The sequence below is a fragment of the Streptomyces sp. RLA012 genome (genome assembly GCF_056270325.1).
Map to the genome: position 1 here is coordinate 2402058 of NZ_JBWDPA010000002.1, position 17496 is coordinate 2419553.

Genomic DNA, 17496 nt, shown 5'->3' on the forward strand with positions numbered 1-17496 from the left:
CGGGTGAACAACACGGGGGCGGCTCACCAAACGGTGAACCGCCCCTGGTACGTACGGGACGCGACCGCCCCTGGTACGTGCGGGACGCGTACGTCAGAACTTCAGCGTCCTGATGGACGTGGGCGCGTGGCTCGGCTCGGTCGCGATCTCCTCGAACTCCACGACGTTGCCGATGTCGTTCGTGGTGGACATCGAGATGTTGGTGACCCGCTCCAGGATCGCCTCGACGACGACCGGCACCCGGTACTCGGCGGCGAGCTTCCTGGCCTGTTCGAAGGCGGCGCCCAGCTCGGCCGGGTCGGTGACACGGATCGCCTTGCAGCCGAGGCCCTCGACGACCTTGACGTGGTCGACGCCGTAGACGCCGAGCTCGGGCGAGTTGATGTTCTCGAACTCCAGCTTGACCTGGAAGTCGATGTCGAAGGCCCGCTGCGCCTGGCGGATCAGGCCCAGGTAGGCGTTGTTGACCAGGACATGGACGTACGGGATCCGGTGCTGGGCGCCGACGGCCAGTTCCTCGATCATGAACTGGAAGTCGTAGTCGCCGGAGAGGGCCACCACGAAGGCCTCCGGGTCGGCCTTGGCGACGCCGAGCGCGGCCGGGACCGTCCAGCCGAGCGGGCCGGCCTGGCCGCAGTTGATCCAGTGCCGGGGCCGGTGGACGTGCAGCAGCTGGGCGCCGGCGATCTGCGAGAGTCCGATGGTGGAGACGTACCGGGTCTCGGGGCCGAAGGCCTTGTTCATCTCCTCGTAGACGCGCTGCGGCTTGATGGGGATGTCGTCGAAGTGCGTACGGCGATGGAGGGTCGCCCTGCGCTCCTGCGTGGACGCGGCCCACGCGGACCGGTCCGGCAGCCTGCCCTCGGCCCTGAGTTCCTCGGCCACCTCGACGAACAGCTTCAGCGCGGCCCCGGCGTCGGAGGCGATGCCGTAGTCGGGGGCGAAGATCCTGCCGATCTGGGTGGGCTCGATGTCGACGTGGACGAAGGTGCGGCCCGCCGTGTAGACGTCCAGCCGGCCGGTGTGACGGTTGGCCCAGCGGTTGCCGATGCCGAGGACGAAGTCGGACTCCAGGAAGGTCGCGTTGCCGTAGCGGTGCGAGGTCTGCAGACCCACCATGCCCGCGTTCAGCTCGTGGTCGTCCGGGAGGACGCCCCAGCCCATCAGGGTCGGGACGACCGGAGTGCCCGTCAACTCGGCGAATTCGACGAGGAGTTCACAGGCGTCGGCGTTGATGACACCGCCGCCCGCGACGATCAGGGGGCGCTCGGACGCGTTCAGCAGCCCGAGCGCCTTCTCGATCTGGGCACGGGTGGCGGCGGGCTTGTACGCCTGGAGCGGCTCGTACGTCTCCGGGTCGAACTCGATCTCGGTGAGCTGGACGTCGACGGGCAGATCGATGAGGACCGGGCCCGGACGGCCGGAGCGCATGAGGTGGAAGGCCTGCTGGAAGACTCCGGGGACCTGGGCCGCCTCCAGCACGGTGACCGCCATCTTCGTCACCGGCCCCGCGATCGAGGCGATGTCGACGGCCTGGAAGTCCTCTTTGTGGATCACGGCGGTCGGGGCCTGGCCCGTGACGCAGAGGATCGGGATCGAGTCGCCGAGGGCGGAGTAGAGGCCGGTGATCATGTCGGTACCGGCGGGGCCCGACGTGCCGATGCAGACGCCGATGTTGCCCGGGTGGGTCCGGGTGTAGCCCTCCGCCATGTGCGAGGCGCCCTCGACGTGCCGGGCGAGGGTGTGACCGATCCCGCCGGAGGCCTTGAGGGCCGCGTAGAAGGGGTTGATCGCCGCACCCGGGACGCCGAACGCGTTGCTGACGCCCTCACGCTTGAGGATCTCGACTGCCGCGCGGGCAGCGGTCATACGGGCCATGGAGTACTCCTGCTTCGGCTGTCGCCACACATTCAATAGTCCACACATTCCACAACATATTCCACATTGCGGAAACTAACTTCTGCTATCTGAAATTAATGTAGGTGGCACGTCGAGGGGCGTCAAGGGTGGGCACGGCGCGGTGTCCGCAAGGGGGAAGGGGGCGGGCTTGTCGGAGCGTTTCGCTGCCGCGGGCCCCCTCGCTGGAGGACGATTGACACGCTGTCCCGACGTGACGTCCTGGAGTGGGCCATGGCCGAGAGCGTGCCGGTGCGGTGTCCGGCCTGTCGTCGCGAGCATCTCTTTGCCGCGCCGTCGTATCCGTGCGTGTGCGGCACCCCCGTCACACCCCCGCTCGACCGCCTCGCCGATCCCGCACCCGTCACCCACCGCACCTGGGACGAGGAGTGGGTCACGGTCCCCTGCGCCACCTGCGGCCGCGCCGATCAGTGGCCCCATCCGGAACTGGGCTGCCCGTGCGGAGCCGTGCTGCGGATTCCGGTACGAGGGGTACGGCGTCCCCTGCGCGCGCGGATCGCGCCGGTCACCGTCGCCCCGGTGGACCCCGAGCCGCACACCGCCGAGACCTCGGCGCCCGGCGGGGACGCACCCGACACCCGGGCACTCGACACGGGCGGGACACCACCGGAGCCCACCACCGCCCCCACGAGCCACGGGATCCCCGAGATCCCCGACCGTCTCCCGCTGCCCCGTACCGCCCCGACACCCCGCCCGGCCTTCCAGCCGGTCACCATCCGCACCGCCCGGGACGCCGTGACGGCGGCCGCGCTGTACCTGCGGTGGCTCGGCTACCGCGACATCCGCAGGGCGGACCAGCGGCCCCCGTCGGGGATCGGACTCGCGGCCCGGGGAATCCTGGCGCAGGTCGACCCGACCGTCCGCCCGGCCTCACTGCGCGATGTGGAATGCCTGTGGCTGACGGCCATGACGGAGTCGACGGGCTGCGTCTACTTCTGCCTGTCCGGTTACGCGGACGACGCCCGTGCCCGCGCCGAAACCCTCGGCGTCCCACTCTTCGTCCTCGACCTCACGGGCACCCCGCAGCCGGTGAACGGCCCCGCCGACGAACTCGTCGCCACCGGAGGCCGACCCGACGGGACCGGGTGATCCGGAGAAGCGGGTGATCCGGAGAAGCGGGTGATCCGGAGAAGGGGCCGGACCCTCCTCGCACACGCCGCCGACCGCGCACGCGAGAAGGGCCCGACCGGTCCGACGACGAACGACCCTGTGGGTCAATACACCTGGTCGGCGTACGTCTCCCGCAGTTCGATCTTCCGTACCTTCCCCGACACCGTCATCGGGAAGGACTCCAGGACCTGCAGCCGGCTGGGAATCTTGTAGTGCGCCAGGCGGCCCTCGCAGAAGGCGCGCAGTTCCTCCAGTGTCAGCGGGTCGGCCGGGTCTCGCGGGATGACGCAGGCGAGCACCTCCTCGCCGTAGCGCTCGTGCGGCACCCCGACCACCTGGACGTCGGCGACCTTCGGGTGGGCGTAGAGGAACTCCTCGATCTCGCGCGGGTAGATGTTCTCGCCGCCCCGGATGATCATGTCCTTGATACGGCCGACGATCTCGACGTAACCGTCCTCGCGCATCACGGCGAGGTCACCGGTGTGCATCCAGCGCCCCGCGTCGACGGCCTCGGCGGTCCTCTCCGGCTCGTTCCAGTAGCCCAGCATCACGCTGTAGCCCCGGGTGCACAGCTCTCCGGCGGTGCCGCGCGGCCGGGTCACGCCGTCCACCGGGTCGACGACCTTCACCTCCAGGTGCGGGAGCACCCGGCCGACGGTGCCGGTGCGGTGCTCCAGGTCGTCGTCGCGCCGGGTCTGCAGCGAGACGGGCGAGGTCTCGGTCATGCCGTAACAGATGGAGACCTCCGCCATGTGCATCTCGGCGATCACCCGCTTCATCACCTCGACCGGGCACGGCGAGCCCGCCATGATGCCGGTCCGCAGCGAGGACAGGTCGTACGTCGCGAAGTCGGGGAGGTTCAACTCCGCGATGAACATGGTCGGTACGCCGTACAGCGAGGTGCAGCGCTCGTCCTGGACCGCCCGGAGCGTGGCCGCCGGGTCGAAGGACGGTGCCGGGACGACCAGGCACGCGCCGTGCGAGGTCGCGGCGAGATTGCCCATCACCATGCCGAAGCAGTGGTAGAAGGGCACCGGGACACAGATCCGGTCCTGCTCGGTGTAGGCGATCGACTCGCCCACGAAATAGCCGTTGTTGAGGATGTTGTGGTGGGAGAGGGTCGCCCCCTTGGGGAAGCCCGTCGTCCCCGAGGTGTACTGGATGTTGATGGGGTCGTCGCAGGACAGCTCGCTCCCGCGGGTCCGGAGGTCGTCGTGCGGACCGGGGCTCGCGCGCCTCACCAGGGCGTCCCAGCTCGGGTCGCCGATGTAGACCGTCTCCCGCAACTGCGGGCATGCGCGGCGCACTTGCTCGACCATCGCCCGGTAGTCGCTCGTCCTGTGGCTCAGGGAGGCGAAGAGCACCGAGATGCCGGCCTGCTTGAGGACGTACTCGACCTCGTGGGTGCGGTAGGCCGGGTTGATGTTCACCATGATCGCGCCGATACGGGCGGTGGCGTACTGGACGAGCACCCATTCCGGGCAGTTGATCGCCCAGATGCCCACCCGGTCGCCCTTCGCGACCCCACTGGCGAGCAGCGCGCACGCCAACCGGTCCACGTCGGAGGCGAATCGGGCGTACGTCCAGCGCCGTCCGGACGGCACGTCGACCAGCGCCTCCCGATCCGGCCAGGCCTCGACGGCCCGGTCCAGGTTGGCCCCGACGGTGTCGCCGAGCAGGGTCGTCGCGCTGGTGCCGTGCGCGTAGGAGAGTTCGCTCACCGGCACACTCACTGGCACACCCACCGAATCACTCACCGGATCACTCACCGGAAGTCCTCCTCGCGGTACTCGGCGTCCGAACCCGCGGCCGTGGCCTCGCGCAGCTCGATCCGGCGGATCTTGCCGGAGACGGTCTTGGGGAGCTCGCCGAACTCCAGGCGGCGGATGCGCTTGTAGGGCGCGAGGACCGTGCGGGAGTGCTCGAAGAGCACCTTCGCGAGGTCGGGGCCCGGTTCGTGGCCCGCCGCGAGGACGACGTACGCCTTCGGGACGGCGAGCCGCAGTGCGTCGGGGGCGGGGACGACGGCCGCCTCCGCCACCGCCTCGTGCTCCAGCAGCGCGCTCTCCAGCTCGAAGGGCGAGATCTTGTAGTCGGAGGCCTTGAAGACGTCGTCGGCGCGACCGACGTAGGTGATGTATCCGTCCGCGTCCCTCGCACCGATGTCGCCGGTACGGTAGTAACCGCCCGCCATCGCCTCCGCCGTACGGTCGGGGGCGCCGTGGTAGCCGGTCATCAGGCCCACCGGTCGGTCCGACAGATCGAGCGCGATCTCCCCCTCCGTGACGCCCGGCGCGCCCGACACCGGGTCGAGGAGTTCGACGCGGAAGCCCGGGCTGGGCCGGCCCATGGAACCCGTCTTGAGCTCCTGCCCCGGGCTGTTGGAGACCTGGACGGCCGTCTCGGTCTGCCCGAAACCGTCCCGGATGGTGACGCCCCAGGCGCGCCGCACCTGCTCGATGACCTCGGGGTTCAGGGGCTCCCCTGCGGCGACGGCCTCGCGCGGCGGGGTGCGCAACTGGGTCAGATCGGCCTGGATGAGCATCCGCCACACGGTGGGCGGGGCGCAGAAGGTGGTGACCCCCGCACGGTCCATCTCCGCCATCAGCCGGACCGCGTCGAAGCGCGTGTAGTTGTGGATGAAGACGGTCGCCTCCGCGTTCCACGGCGCGAAGAGGTTGGACCAGGCGTGCTTGGCCCAGCCGGGCGAGGAGATGTTCAGATGCACATCGCCCGGCTTGAGCCCGATCCAGTACATCGTCGCCAGATGGCCGATCGGATAGGAGGCGTGGGTGTGCTCGACCAGCTTGGGACGGGCGGTGGTCCCGGACGTGAAGTAGAGCATCAGCGGGTCGTCCGAGTGGGTGACGCCGTCCGGTTCGAAGGCCGCGTCGGCGGCGTACGCGTCCTCGTAGGACTGCCAGCCCGGCCGTGCGCCGCCGACCGTGATCCGGGTGTAGCTGCCGGGCACCTCGTCGAACTTGTCCACGTCCTCGGCGCGCACGAGGACCTGCCGGACGTGGCCGCGTTCGACCCGGTCGCGCAGGTCGGCGGGCGCGAGGAGGGTGGTCGCGGGGATGACGACGGCGCGCAGCTTCATCGCGGCGAGGGCCGTCTCCCACAGTTCGACCTGGTTGCCGAGCATGACGAGGATGCGGTCCTCGGCGCGGACGCCCTGCGCGCGCAGCCAGTTGGCCACGCGGTTCGAGCGCTCGGACAGGGCGGCGAAGGAGAAGTCGGCGCGCTCGCCGTCCTCCTCGACGATGTGCAGGGCGGTGCGGTCGTTGTCACGTGCGATGACGTCGAACCAGTCGAGTGCCCAGTTGAAGGACTCCGGACGGGGCCAGCCGAAGCCCTCGTACGCCGTGGCGTAGTCCTCGCGGTGCTCCAGCAGGAAGTCCCGCGCGGCGCGGAACTCGTCCGTCGCGCCCTTCGTCACCGTCATGTGTCCTCCTGGTTGCCGCGCGGCCGCATACCATCGTGTCTTCCGTGATGGAGGTCTCACCACCCCCGAACGGGGGGTGCGCCGCGGCGAAGGGGCGATCAGGTGACAGCAGACGCAGCCGAAGCGGTGGAGATGCGTGGTGCGCTGGTACGGCTGCGGCGCGCCACCGGGCTGCCGGTCGCCTTCGGCGGCCTGGTCGAGCAGGGGCGCGCGCAGATGCGCATCAGCGAACTCAGCGGCACGGCGACACCCGCCCTCAGCGCGCTCGCGGTGACGTCGGGCAACGGTCTGGGCGGCAAGGCCGTGGCCCTCGCCCGGCCGTGCGCGGTGACGAACTACTCGACCTCGCGGCAGATCAGCCACGAGTACGACGTCGCGGTCGCCACGGAGGGGCTGTGCTCCGTGCTGGCGGTACCCGTCGTCGTACGCCGTCGGGTGCGCGGGGTGTTGTACGGCGCCCTGCGGACGGCCCAGCCCCTGGGTGACCGCACGCTCGGTGCGGCCGTGGCGGCGGCCCGGGACGTGGAGCAGGCGCTGCTGGCGCGGGACGAGGCGCGGGGACTGCTGGCCGTCGCCCAGCGGCCCGGACCGGCACTCGGGGGGCCCGCGTGGGAGGAGGTGCGCGAGGCGCACGGGGCGCTGCGGGCGCTGGCGCCACGCATCCTCGACCCGGCGCTCAGGGCCGAACTCCTCGATGCCTGCGGACGCCTGGCCGGTGCGGCGTCGTCCGACACCCGTGCGGCCGGTGTCGGCCTCGCCCCGCGGGAGGTGGACGTTCTCGCGTGCGTCGCGGCCGGGGCGACCAACGGGGCCGCCGCCGAGCGGTTGGGGCTTCGCCCGGAGACGGTCAAGGGGTATCTGCGTTCGGCCATGCGCAAGCTCGGCGCGCACACCCGCCTGGAGGCAGTGGTCGCCGCGCGGCGGGCGGGACTACTGCCGTAGCGCCGAGCGGGCTCCCGGCGCTCCGCGCCCCCCGGCACCGGTCGCGCCGCACCCTCTCCTGGCGATTTCCATTCAATCCAGCGCGCCCTGAAATGCCTTATGCGAACTCCCTGTTATTTCCCTCACCACCCCTAGACTCCGAAATTCAAAGAGTCGTTGCCTAATATTGGCCCGGACACGACATACGAGGGGAGCGGTGACCGTGCGAGGGGACTTCAAGGAGCCTGCGAGACCCCGCCCCGACCTGGTCATCGGCCGGGACGAGCTCTTCGCGGGCGCCCGCGAGCAGCTCTCCGGCGGAGGCAGTGTGCTGGTGCACGGCCCCGCGGGAATAGGAAAGTCCACCGTGCTGCGCGCGTTGGCCGCGGAATCCGCCGAATCGGCACACACCGTGTTGCGCTGCTGGGCGACCGAGTCCGAATCCCATCTGCCCTTCCTGGCCCTGGCCGACCTCCTCGGCCTGGTGGTGGACGAGGTCTCCGACCGGCTGCCCGCCCCCCAGCGCACGGCACTGGAATCCGCGCTCACCGGCCGTGGCGAATCAACTCTGCAAAGGGACGGCCTCGCCCTGCGGCTCGCGGTCCTCTCCGTGCTCCGCGCCCTGGCCGCCCAGGGTCCCGTCCTGATCGTCGCCGACGACCTGCAGTGGCTGGACCCGGCCAGCGCCGAACTGCTCGGCTTCGCCGCCCGCCGGCTCGGTGAGATGCCCGTACGGATGCTGTGCGCGGTCCGCACCGAGACCGAACCGCGGGACCAACAGCACGACCGCTATCTACGCGCGTCCCCTCCGGACACCCTGGCCGTGCGGCTCAACCCGCTCTCCCGCACGCAGGTCGCCGAACTCCTCCGCCACCGCGGCTACACCGGGCTGCCGCGCACCACCGTCCGCGACATCCACCGCACCAGCGGCGGCAACCCGCTCTTCGCGCTGGAACTCGGCCGCGCGCTCGCCGAGAACCCGGCCCGGCCGAGCCCCGGCGAACCGCTGCCGGTGCCGACCTCGCTGCGCGCGCTCGTCCTCAGCCGCCTGGAGATACTCTCCGCCGAGGCGCGTCGCACCCTGCTCGTCGCCAGTGCGGGAGCCCGCCCCACGCTGGCGCTGCTGCACGCCGCCGGACGGGAGAACGCCGAGGCGGAGACCGCGCACGCCGCCTCGCTCGGGCTGCTGGCGACCGAACGTGAGACACCGGGCATCCGGTTCGCGCATCCGCTGATCTCGGCCGCCCTGTACGCCGAGGCGAGCGCCCAGGAGCGGCGCGCCGCGCACGCCGCGCTCTCCACGGCGGCCTCCGATCCCATCGAGCGGGCCCGGCATCTCGCCCTGGCGACCACCGGCACCGACCCGCGGGTCGCCGCCCGGCTCGGGGAGGCGGCGGCCGCGGCCCGGGACCGCGGCGCGCCCTCGGTCGCCGCGGGGCTCGGGCTGCTGGCGGCCCGGCACACGCCCCCGGACACCGTGCCGGGCCCGGACGAGCGACGGTTGCAGGCCGCCGAGGACGCGCAGACCGCCGGCGAGTCGGACCTCGCACGGGACATCGCCCGCGAGGTGCTCGGCCGGGTCACCGCGCCGGCCGAGCGCGTCCGCGCCTGGATGGTCGTCATCGACGCCGCCGGGCAGGCCATGGCCGAGGTCGACGCCGTCTTCCCGCAGGCGCTCGCGGACGCGGGCGACGACCCACGGCTGCTCGCGCTCGTGCGCTACCAACTCGCCTGGCGGGCCCTGCTCGTGGAGGGCGAGATGGCCAAGGGCCGCGACGAGGCCGCCATCGCCGCCCAGCTCGCCGCCCGGGCCGGGGACCGGCCCACCGAACTGCTCGCGCTGGGCTTCCAGGCCCAGATGGAGACCCTGATGGGGCACCCGGGCGCCCCCGCGACCATCCAGCGCGCGATGCGCGAACCGCAGGACCCCCGGGTGGCGTGCGACCACAACGGCGCCGGCGCCGCCCGCTTCCGCTGGCTGATCATGGGCGACCAGCTCGCCGAGGCACGCACCACGATCACCGCGCTGCTGCGCGAGGTGCGGCGGCGCGGGATGGTCGAGAGCGAGGTGCACTTCCTGCGCGGGCTCGCCGAGACCGAGCTGCGCTCCGGACACTGCGGGCGGGCGCTCGACCTGGCCCGCGAGAGCCTGCGGCTGGCCCGCGACACGGGGATCGGCGAGGCCGCCACCGCCATGTTCACCTCGCTCGCCGAGGCCGCGGGCGGCGACGTGGACCGGGCGCTGGCACTGGCCCGGGAGGCCGTGGACCGCGCCGAGGAGGACGGCGACTGGGTCTATCTCTCGCGCGCCCTGGGCGCCCTCGGGCACGCCCAGCTGGTCGCGGGCAACTCGCTGGCGGTGGTGCAATCCCTGCGGCGCGTACGGGAGTTGGAGGAACGGCTGGGGGTCACGGACCCGGCCCGGGGCCGCTGGCACGGCGACCTCGCCGAGGCGCTGGTACGCATCGGCGAGCCGGTCGAGGCGCAGGACGTCATCGACGCCACACGGGCGCGGGCCCTGCGGCTCGGGCGCGAGAGCGTGCTCGCCGTGCTCGACCGGGCGGAGGCGCTGGTACGGGCCGCGCGCGGTGAACAGGGGCCCGCCGTACGACAGCTGACGGCCGCGCAGGACCGGCTCGGCAAACTGGGCTACGGCCTGGAGGAGGCCCGTGCCGCGTACGCCCTCGCCGGGCTGCGCACCCACCGGCCGGGACCGACCTCGTACGACGAGGCGACCCGGCTGTTCAGGCGGTGCCGCGCGCTGCCCTGGCTGCGGCAGGTGGAGTCGGCGACGGCGGCCGGTCCGGCCGCCTCGGCCACGGCGGCCCTGGCGCCCGCCGCGCTCGACAGCCTCGCCGCGACGGAGCGTCAGGTCGCCGCGCTCGTCATGGAGGGCGCGACCAACCGGGAGATCGCCGCGCGGCTGTTCATCAGTGTGAAGACGGTGGAGGCGACGCTGACACGGGTGTACCGGAAGCTGGGGATCCGGTCGCGGGTGGACATCGTGCGGCTGGCGGCGGGGCGCCGAAACGGGTGAAGCGGGGCGCGGGGTACGTACGGGTACGCGGGTGACCACGCGAAGTTCCCCGCAGCCGAAGAATCCCCCGCTAAACCCCGCACCCCTCGGGCAAGGGTTTTCCCTGTCGCAACTCGCCTAGGGGGTTCCCCTCTTGGAAGCGGAGCGTCCGCCCTTCTAGCGTGAGCGTCGTGCCGCTCGCTCGGGCACACGGCGTCCACCCACAGACGCCGTGCGACACCCCCCACACCCGCGCGTCCCCCCACCGGCAACTTCTGAGGAGATCCATGTTCGGCCTCAACCGCGCCAAGAAGACCGCCGCCCTCTGTACGGCAACCGCTGCCGCCGCCGCGACCGCTCTCCTGTGCGCACCCGGCGCCGTCGCCGCCCCCCAGCCGATCGTCGGCGGCACGACGACCACCACGACCGCGTACCCGTTCATGATGCAGATCACGGACGCCTCGCAGAACCAGTTCTGCGGCGGCACCCTGGTCTCGGCCACGAAGGTCGTCACCGCCGCCCACTGCATGGTCGGCGAGACCACCAGCAGTGTCCGCGTCGTCGGCGGCAGAACGTACCTCAACGGTACGAACGGCACCGTCAGCAGGGTCAGCAAGATCTGGATCAACCCCGACTACACGGACGCCACCAACGGTGACGACGTGGCCGTGCTGACCCTGTCCACGTCGATGTCGTACACCCCGGCGTCGTACGTCGCCTCCACGGACACGAGCGTGTACGCGACCGGCGCCACCGCCCGCATCATCGGCTGGGGCACCACCTCGGAGAACGGCAGCTCCTCCAACCAGCTGCGCACCGCGACCGTCCCGATCGTGTCCAACTCCAGCTGCGCCGGCTCCTACGGCTCCGACTTCGTCGCCAGCGACATGGTCTGCGCCGGATACACCTCCGGCGGCGTCGACACCTGCCAGGGCGACAGCGGCGGCCCGCTGCTCCTCGGCGGCGTCCTGGCGGGCATCACGTCCTGGGGCGAGGGCTGTGCGGAGGCCGGCTACCCGGGCGTCTACACCCGTCTGACGACCTTCTCGAACCTGGTGACGACCCAGGTCAACTCGTAGTCACCGTGCTGAAGGTTTCTCCAGACTCCTGAGCACCCCTCAGGTGAAAGCCAGGGGGCGTTGCGGGCCTCCACGAGCGGCCCGCAACGCCCCCTATCCATGTCGCCACGCCGAAGGAGGGCATTACCTCGGTTCCGGGTCCGGGACCGCGGGGCCCCTGTTTGAATGGCGATCATTGGGGGGTGATGGGCATGGTGTCCACCGACCGGTTCCTGGCCTTCGCGGCGATGTCGCTGCTGGTGATCGTGATTCCCGGGCCGAGTGTGCTGTTCGTGATCGGGCGGGCCCTCGCACACGGCCGGCGCACGGCGGTGATGACCGCACTGGGCAATGTCCTCGGCTCGTATCTGCTGGTGGCCGCGGTCGCCTTCGGGATCGGCTCGCTGGTCGAACGTTCGGCCGTCGTCTTCCTGACGGTGAAGCTGGCGGGCGCCGTCTATCTGGTCTTCCTGGGGGTACAGGCGTTCCGGCACCGCAAGGAGATGAAGGCCTCGGCGCTGCGCCGGGGCCCGACGACCGCGCCGCGCGGTGATCTGCGGACCGTCCTGGACGGCGCCCTGGTCGGCCTCACCAACCCCAAGGGCCTGGTGTTCTTCGCCGCCGTACTGCCGCAGTTCGTGGACCACTCGGCCGGACGGGTCCCCGTGCAGATGCTGACGCTCGGCCTGATCCCGATCTGCATCGGGCTGGTCAGCGACACGGTGTGGGGGCTGACGGCGTCCGCGGCCCGCTCCTGGTTCGCCCTCCCCCAAGTTCTCGGCTTCGCTCGAACAGGGGGGACCCCCATGCCCGCCGGATGTCGCTGATCGGCGGCGCGGGCGGCTGCGCGATGATCGGGCTCGGGGTGACGGTCGCGGTGACGGGCCGGGCGGACTGAGGCCCCCGGACGGGCGCGCGGGCGCCCTGCCTCACCCGGTTACGGTCCCGAAGCGGATGTCGTACGACGCCGACGCTCCTGACATTGTGCGGAGCAGCCCCTCCGCCTCCCGTACGACCTCGTCGCGCTGGGCCTTGGTGAGCCCCGCGAAGGGCTCGACGGTGAGGACGTCCCCCTCCTGTTGCCACAGCCCGGCCAGGAAGCCGTCGACCAGCAGTGTGCGGTGCGCCTGGTTGCCCGACCAGGTGCGCCCTTTGAGGTCGGCGGGCACCACCCGGGAGCGGTCGGCGTGCGAGAGGAGCAGGTTGTCGAACTCGGGCAGGAACCGCGGCGGGGCCGGGGTATCCGCGTCGGGGCGGGGTGCGTCGGGGAGGTCGAAGAGCTCGACGCCGTTCTCGTCGCGGAAGGTGAGCAGCCGCGGACGGAGGCGTTCGAAGGTGTCGCGCAGCCGGGTCAGGCCCGCCCAGGTCTGGGTGTCCTTGACGGAGGCGGGGCCGAACGCGCCGAGGTGGCGCAGCACGGTCGCGTCGGGGTCCGGCGGCGGTTCGCTGGGGCGGCCCAGCCAGTGTTCGGCCGTGGTCAGGGCGACCTGGCCGCTGCGGCCCCACAGTCCGCGCGGGGTGACCTGGACGAGCGGCAGCCGGCAGCGCGCGGCGACCGAGAGGGCGAACGGGTCGGCGTCCGGCCAGTGGGCGAGCAGTTCCGCACGCAGCTGCTTCATGGTGCGCGGCTCGGTCTCCACCAGCTCTCGGCCGATCGCGGCGAGCCGGTCCAGGTCGACGCCCACGAGCCCCTTGCGGAAGGAGTTCAGCTCACGGTCGCGGGCGGCCTGCACGAGCGGGCGCAGGGCGAGGGCGTCGGCGGCGGTGTGAGTGTGGATGGTGGAGCGCAGGGTGACGATGCGGACGACGGCACGGTCCGCCATGGCCGTCGACAGCTCCTCGGGCCGGAACCCTTCCAGCCGGGCGGCGAGGGCGTAGTACGGCGGCCGCACGTTCTGGGCCTGGAGGCCGACGAGGTGCCGGACGGCGTCGACAGCGGTGCGGGAGGCGGAGCGGCGCAGAAGGAGCTGGCGGGCGAGGGTGGCGCGGTTGAGGGCACGGGTGTCGAGCACCGGTGCCGCGGGGCGGGCGGCACGCCCACCGGCACCGGTCTTCGCAGCACTGCCAGTGCCACCACCGCTGCCAGTGCCACCGCCGCTGTCGCCGTCGCCCTCGCCGCTGCTCGTCCTCGTCGTCATGCCGCGCACGTTAACGCGGCTTGCGGACAGCCTCTGTCCGCGATTCCTGGGAACCTCTGGGGGAATGTCCACCCCGGCGGTACGCCCACTTTCCCGCCCACGACATTTGACCCGTATATCCTGCCCCGTGATCCCCTGTGATCCTCCACGATCACACAGACGTACGTACGACCTGGGAGGCAGCCGCAATGTCCGAGCGACGCCCCCGATCCGACGCCAAGAACGGCAGGAAGTCCGTCTGGCGACGTGCCCTGAATGCGCCGGCCACGGCCGGCGTGGAGCCGTCGACGCCGCGCCCCGACCCGCCGGAGCCGGAACCCGCCGAAGTCGGCAGCGTCGTACAGGCGTCCCTGTACCGCGACGGCGTACGCGTCTCGACCCCCGCCTCCCTCGCCGACACCTTCCGCGAGCTGCGTGACCAGCCGACCGGCATGGCATGGATCGGCCTGGCCCGCCCCACGGAGGCCGAACTCCACTCCCTGGCCGCCGAGTTCGATCTGCATCCGCTCGCCGTCGAGGACGCGCTGGAGGCGCACCAGCGACCGAAGCTGGAGCGCTACGGCGACACGCTCTTCGTCGTGCTGCGCGCCGCGCGGTACCTGGACGCGCTGGAGGAGGTCGACTTCGGCGAGCTGCACGTGTTCGTGGGGCCCGACTTCCTGATCACCGTCCGGCACGGCGCGGCACCGGACCTCTCGGCGGTGCGCAGCCGTCTGGAGGACAGCCCGGAGCTGCTGAAACTCGGCCCGGAGGCCGTTCTCTACGCGATCCTCGACTCCGTCGTCGACGGCTACGTGCCCGTCGTGTCCGGCGTCCAGAACGACATCGACGAGATCGAGACCGAGGTCTTCCGCGGCGACCCCGAGGTGTCCCGCCGTATCTACGAACTCTCCCGCGAAATGGTCGAGTTCCAGCGCGCCACCCGGCCCCTGGTCGGCATGCTGCACGGCCTGATGGCGGGTTTCGCCAAGTACGGCACCGACGAGGAACTCCAGCGTTACCTCCGCGACGTCGCCGACCACGTCACCCACACCAGCGAACGCGTCGACGGCTTCCGCCAGGCCCTCGCCGACATCCTCACCGTCAACGCGACCCTGGTCACCCAACAGCAGAACGCCGAAATGCGCGCACTGGCGGAGGCCGGCTTCGAACAGAACGAGGAGATCAAGAAGATCTCGTCGTGGGCGGCCATCCTGTTCGCCCCGACCCTGGTCGGGACGATCTACGGGATGAACTTCGAGCGCATGCCGGAGTTGCACTGGGCGATGGGATACCCCTTCGCGATCGTCCTGATGGCGGTCGTATGCACCACTTTGTATCTCATCTTCAAGCGGAAGGACTGGCTCTGAGTAATCGGCCGCACGACCGCGTGCCCTGCGGACTCGAAGCATCGAGGACACGTGTCATGGCCGCTCTCGGGCCGCTGGGGAGAATCTGGGGAGAATGAGATGTGCTCCGCGTCGGCCGGTTCTCCCCGCCGCGGGCCAACGGTCTTGCTGAACCTTGGGGCATCAGCATCAACGGCGGACTCCGAACATCACGGAGGGTAACCGCACTTCCGGACGGGAACGCCGAAGAGGGGCGCAGCAAATGCTGCGCCCCTCTTCTCGTAGGCGTCCAAGTAGCGTGCCCACTACCCGGCCGTGACGACCCGGGCGCTTCGGTTGAGGAGTGCGTCGATGGCACTGCGCCCCTTTCCGCCGGCCTCGGGCATGAAGTGGGCGTAGAAGTCGGGGGTGATGGTGGGGGTCGAGTGGCCAAGCCACCGAGCGAGCGTGACCACGGACTCGCCCGGGATCTGCCGTGCGTAGCGCGGAGCGCATTCGCCCTCCAGCGCGGCGATATACCCGCGCAAGACCGCCGGCGTGATGTCACGCAGGGAAACCGTGCCAAGATGCGGCCGGATGTGTAGACGGACCCGCTCGTCGATGCGCTTGACTGTACCTGGCGCGCCACGGACTCCCGCCTGCCAGAAGCGTGTCACGTAGTCGTCCAGCGTGATCGATCCGTCGCGCGGGTCGACGAACTCACCCCGTTCGCTGTCGGTACCCGCCCTGCGTAGCCACGCCTTGGCGTCTTCGAGGACATCGAACGATTTGTCCCGGACCCCGGGGATACCAGCGACCCGGTACCGGGAACCCTTGCCGTAGCGGGCCGTGCGTGCCCGCTTGCCGGTGACAGGGTCCTTCTTCTTCGTGAGCCAGCGGTCTTCGATGTAGCCGGCCAAGCGGCTCCTTCCAGTAGGTGATAAGGAGGTGGGGCAGACGGCCCCTCAGGCGCTCGCGTCGTAGTCCGAGCGCATCCGTGGTGCTGTGTTGAGCGGGCTCAGGGACGTGTTGGCGCGCGAATCAGCGTGCTCCTGTTCTCGAACCCAGACGTCGAGGGCTTCCAGCCGGTACATGACGCGGCCGCGTTGTCCCATACGGAAGCTCGGCGGTCCTTGCCGCCGGTGCCGCCAGACGTACAGGGTGTGGGGCGAGAAGTTTGGTAGGAGCCTCACGCTCTCCCCGTCCGTGGCCCCTCACCCCTCTATAGGACTCCCATGGCTGCTCGCCCGCTACTCGCTCCCTCCACCGCCCTGGACGCGCCTGGCGCCGTCGGTAAAGCGTTCCTGAATGTGAGGGACGCAGCCGAGTACCTACGTGATGTCGCCGCACCACTTGGTGTTGAGCATGTCCGCCGTGAAGTCACGCATCACCAGGTCCGGCACTGGCGGGGCCGTCTTGTCCTGAATGGTCGTGCGCTTCTTGCGCCGCAGGTGCCGTCCGACGATGCGGTTGATCCTCATCAGCCTGCTCACGCGCTTGCGGTTGATCTTTTTCCCGCGGGAGCGGAGTTCGGCATGGACGCGCGGGGCGCCATAGGCGCCCTGGTGGTCGGCATGGATCTGTCGGATCTCCGACACCGTTCGCTCTTCCTCGACGGCTCCTTCGGCGCGGGCGTCTGCAGTGGCCCGGTGCTGGTAGTAGCCGGAGCGGGAGACCCCCAGGACCCGGCAGATCTGCTTCACGCCGAAGGCGGCGCGATTCTCGGAGATGAAGTCCCAGCGGCGGGGGCTCACTTCACCTCCCGGGCGAAACAGGCGGCTGCCCGGCGCAGGATCTCGCGCTCCAGCTGCCACTCCTTCTCCGCCTTCAGCAGCCGGGCGTTCTCCACCCGCAACCGGGCCAGTTCCTCAGCCGGACTCCCGCCGGCCTCGCGGCGCTCGGGCAGTGCCTGGGACTCGTTTTCCTTGCGGACCCACGTTCGCAGCGACTCGGCGGTGATGCCGAGGTCCGCCGCCACCGCCGCGTATGTGCGCTTGCCGCCCGCGGTGCGGTAGAGCGCGACCGCGTCCTTCCTGAACTCCTCCGGATACGGAGACTTGCGTCCCACCTGGACATCCCTCCTTGGACCATCAAGATCCATTGTCAGGGTGTCCACTCCAAAGGATCAGCCTCAGTCCACGAGCTGCTTGCCCAAGGCCACTCACGCCGGGTGATCGCCCGGCACCTGGGTTGGGGCCTCAACACCGTGCTCCGATACGCGACCGCCGCACGCTGGCAGGACACCATCCGCGAGAACCAGCCCCGACCCAGCAGGCTGGACCCCTACAAGCCCTACCTGGAGCGGCGGTTCGCGGAGGGATGCACCAGCGTTGATGGCGCCCCTTGAAAGCGACCACCCCCTGCTCGGGGGTGACCCCACACCTGCTCGGCGGATCTCCCCACCGATACGGGACTTGGTACTGGTGAGCTCGCATATTCAACTATCGCCAGTTCTCCGGAATGTTCAGCCCGACGGTGACTGTAGGTGATCTCCGAAGTCCCACCCAGGTGCCGCACCCCGAGACCGTGGTCGAGACTGCGGGGACCTGAGATGGTCTGACGGTGTTGCGCTTTCCGGAACCGA

12 protein-coding genes and 2 pseudogenes are annotated in these 17496 nt (G+C 70.8%); 7 read left to right on the forward strand and 7 right to left on the reverse strand.

Annotated elements, in window-relative coordinates:
• Nucleotides 1-93: 93 nt before the first annotated feature.
• Nucleotides 94-1878, reverse strand: coding sequence for a glyoxylate carboligase (gene gcl / locus RV986_RS11320; protein ID WP_475917263.1), 1785 nt, complete (start codon nucleotides 1876-1878; stop codon nucleotides 94-96).
• Nucleotides 1879-2130: 252 nt separating this feature from the next.
• Here gcl and RV986_RS11325 point away from each other — a divergent pair, with 252 nt between their 5' ends.
• Nucleotides 2131-3006 (forward strand): hypothetical protein, encoded by an 876-nt coding sequence (locus tag RV986_RS11325; RefSeq protein WP_475917264.1) that lies wholly within the window; start codon nucleotides 2131-2133, stop codon nucleotides 3004-3006.
• 125 nt (nucleotides 3007-3131) lie between these two features.
• Here RV986_RS11325 and RV986_RS11330 read toward each other — a convergent pair whose 3' ends face one another.
• Both RV986_RS11330 and RV986_RS11335 read right to left on the reverse strand, forming a co-directional pair.
• Complete coding sequence (locus tag RV986_RS11330) at nucleotides 3132-4748, reverse strand: AMP-binding protein (protein ID WP_475917265.1); 1617 nt, start codon at nucleotides 4746-4748, stop codon at nucleotides 3132-3134.
• A 44-nt stretch (nucleotides 4749-4792) separates the two neighbouring features.
• Entirely contained in the window at nucleotides 4793-6472 is a 1680-nt protein-coding gene (locus tag RV986_RS11335) for an AMP-binding protein (protein ID WP_475917266.1), read from the reverse strand.
• Between the two features lie 102 nt (nucleotides 6473-6574).
• Between RV986_RS11335 and RV986_RS11340 the strand changes: the two genes are divergently transcribed.
• The 4 genes and pseudogenes from RV986_RS11340 to RV986_RS11355 all read left to right on the forward strand — a co-directional run bounded on the left by RV986_RS11340 (nucleotide 6575) and on the right by RV986_RS11355 (nucleotide 12365).
• Nucleotides 6575-7414: a helix-turn-helix transcriptional regulator gene (locus RV986_RS11340; protein WP_475917267.1), complete on the forward strand. Its 840-nt coding sequence runs from the start codon at nucleotides 6575-6577 to the stop codon at nucleotides 7412-7414.
• Nucleotides 7415-7610: 196 nt separating this feature from the next.
• On the forward strand, nucleotides 7611-10430 hold the full coding sequence (locus RV986_RS11345) for a helix-turn-helix transcriptional regulator (protein WP_475917268.1): 2820 nt from the start codon (nucleotides 7611-7613) through the stop codon (nucleotides 10428-10430).
• A 266-nt stretch (nucleotides 10431-10696) separates the two neighbouring features.
• Nucleotides 10697-11488, forward strand: a complete 792-nt coding sequence (locus RV986_RS11350; RefSeq protein WP_475917269.1) for a S1 family peptidase — start codon at nucleotides 10697-10699, stop codon at nucleotides 11486-11488.
• Between the two features lie 191 nt (nucleotides 11489-11679).
• Nucleotides 11680-12365, forward strand: a pseudogene (locus RV986_RS11355) (LysE family translocator).
• 31 nt (nucleotides 12366-12396) lie between these two features.
• On the opposite strand, the gene RV986_RS11360 reads toward RV986_RS11355, so the two are convergent.
• Nucleotides 12397-13605 (reverse strand): winged helix DNA-binding domain-containing protein, encoded by a 1209-nt coding sequence (locus tag RV986_RS11360; RefSeq protein WP_475917270.1) that lies wholly within the window; start codon nucleotides 13603-13605, stop codon nucleotides 12397-12399.
• Nucleotides 13606-13793: 188 nt separating this feature from the next.
• On the opposite strand from RV986_RS11360, the gene RV986_RS11365 reads away from it, so the two are divergent.
• Nucleotides 13794-14954, forward strand: a complete 1161-nt coding sequence (locus tag RV986_RS11365) for a magnesium and cobalt transport protein CorA (protein ID WP_475917271.1) — start codon at nucleotides 13794-13796, stop codon at nucleotides 14952-14954.
• Between the two features lie 284 nt (nucleotides 14955-15238).
• Here RV986_RS11365 and RV986_RS11370 read toward each other — a convergent pair whose 3' ends face one another.
• The 3 genes and pseudogenes from RV986_RS11370 to RV986_RS11380 form a co-directional block, all read right to left on the reverse strand.
• The gene (locus RV986_RS11370; protein WP_475917272.1) at nucleotides 15239-15832 is read right to left on the reverse strand and encodes a hypothetical protein; all 594 of its coding nucleotides are present in this window, start codon (nucleotides 15830-15832) and stop codon (nucleotides 15239-15241) included.
• A 45-nt stretch (nucleotides 15833-15877) separates the two neighbouring features.
• Complete coding sequence (locus RV986_RS11375) at nucleotides 15878-16105, reverse strand: helix-turn-helix transcriptional regulator (protein ID WP_475917273.1); 228 nt, start codon at nucleotides 16103-16105, stop codon at nucleotides 15878-15880.
• A gap of 141 nt (nucleotides 16106-16246) precedes the next feature.
• Nucleotides 16247-16980: pseudogene (locus RV986_RS11380) on the reverse strand (IS3 family transposase); the annotation flags it as partial.
• 102 nt (nucleotides 16981-17082) lie between these two features.
• On the opposite strand from RV986_RS11380, the gene RV986_RS11385 reads away from it, so the two are divergent.
• Entirely contained in the window at nucleotides 17083-17259 is a 177-nt protein-coding gene (locus RV986_RS11385; protein ID WP_475917274.1) for a hypothetical protein, read from the forward strand.
• Nucleotides 17260-17496 lie beyond the last annotated feature (237 nt).

Bases quoted from the DNA above. Each gene is read 5' to 3' on its own strand.
- gcl (WP_475917263.1), bottom strand. From the start codon at position 1,878: ATGGCCCGTATGACCGCTGCCCGCGCGGCAGTCGAGATCCTCAAGCGT.
- RV986_RS11325 (WP_475917264.1), top strand. From the start codon at position 2,131: ATGGCCGAGAGCGTGCCGGTGCGGTGTCCGGCCTGTCGTCGCGAGCAT.
- RV986_RS11335 (WP_475917266.1), bottom strand. From the start codon at position 6,472: ATGACGGTGACGAAGGGCGCGACGGACGAGTTCCGCGCCGCGCGGGAC.
- RV986_RS11350 (WP_475917269.1), top strand. From the start codon at position 10,697: ATGTTCGGCCTCAACCGCGCCAAGAAGACCGCCGCCCTCTGTACGGCA.
- RV986_RS11360 (WP_475917270.1), bottom strand. From the start codon at position 13,605: ATGACGACGAGGACGAGCAGCGGCGAGGGCGACGGCGACAGCGGCGGT.
- RV986_RS11365 (WP_475917271.1), top strand. From the start codon at position 13,794: ATGTCCGAGCGACGCCCCCGATCCGACGCCAAGAACGGCAGGAAGTCC.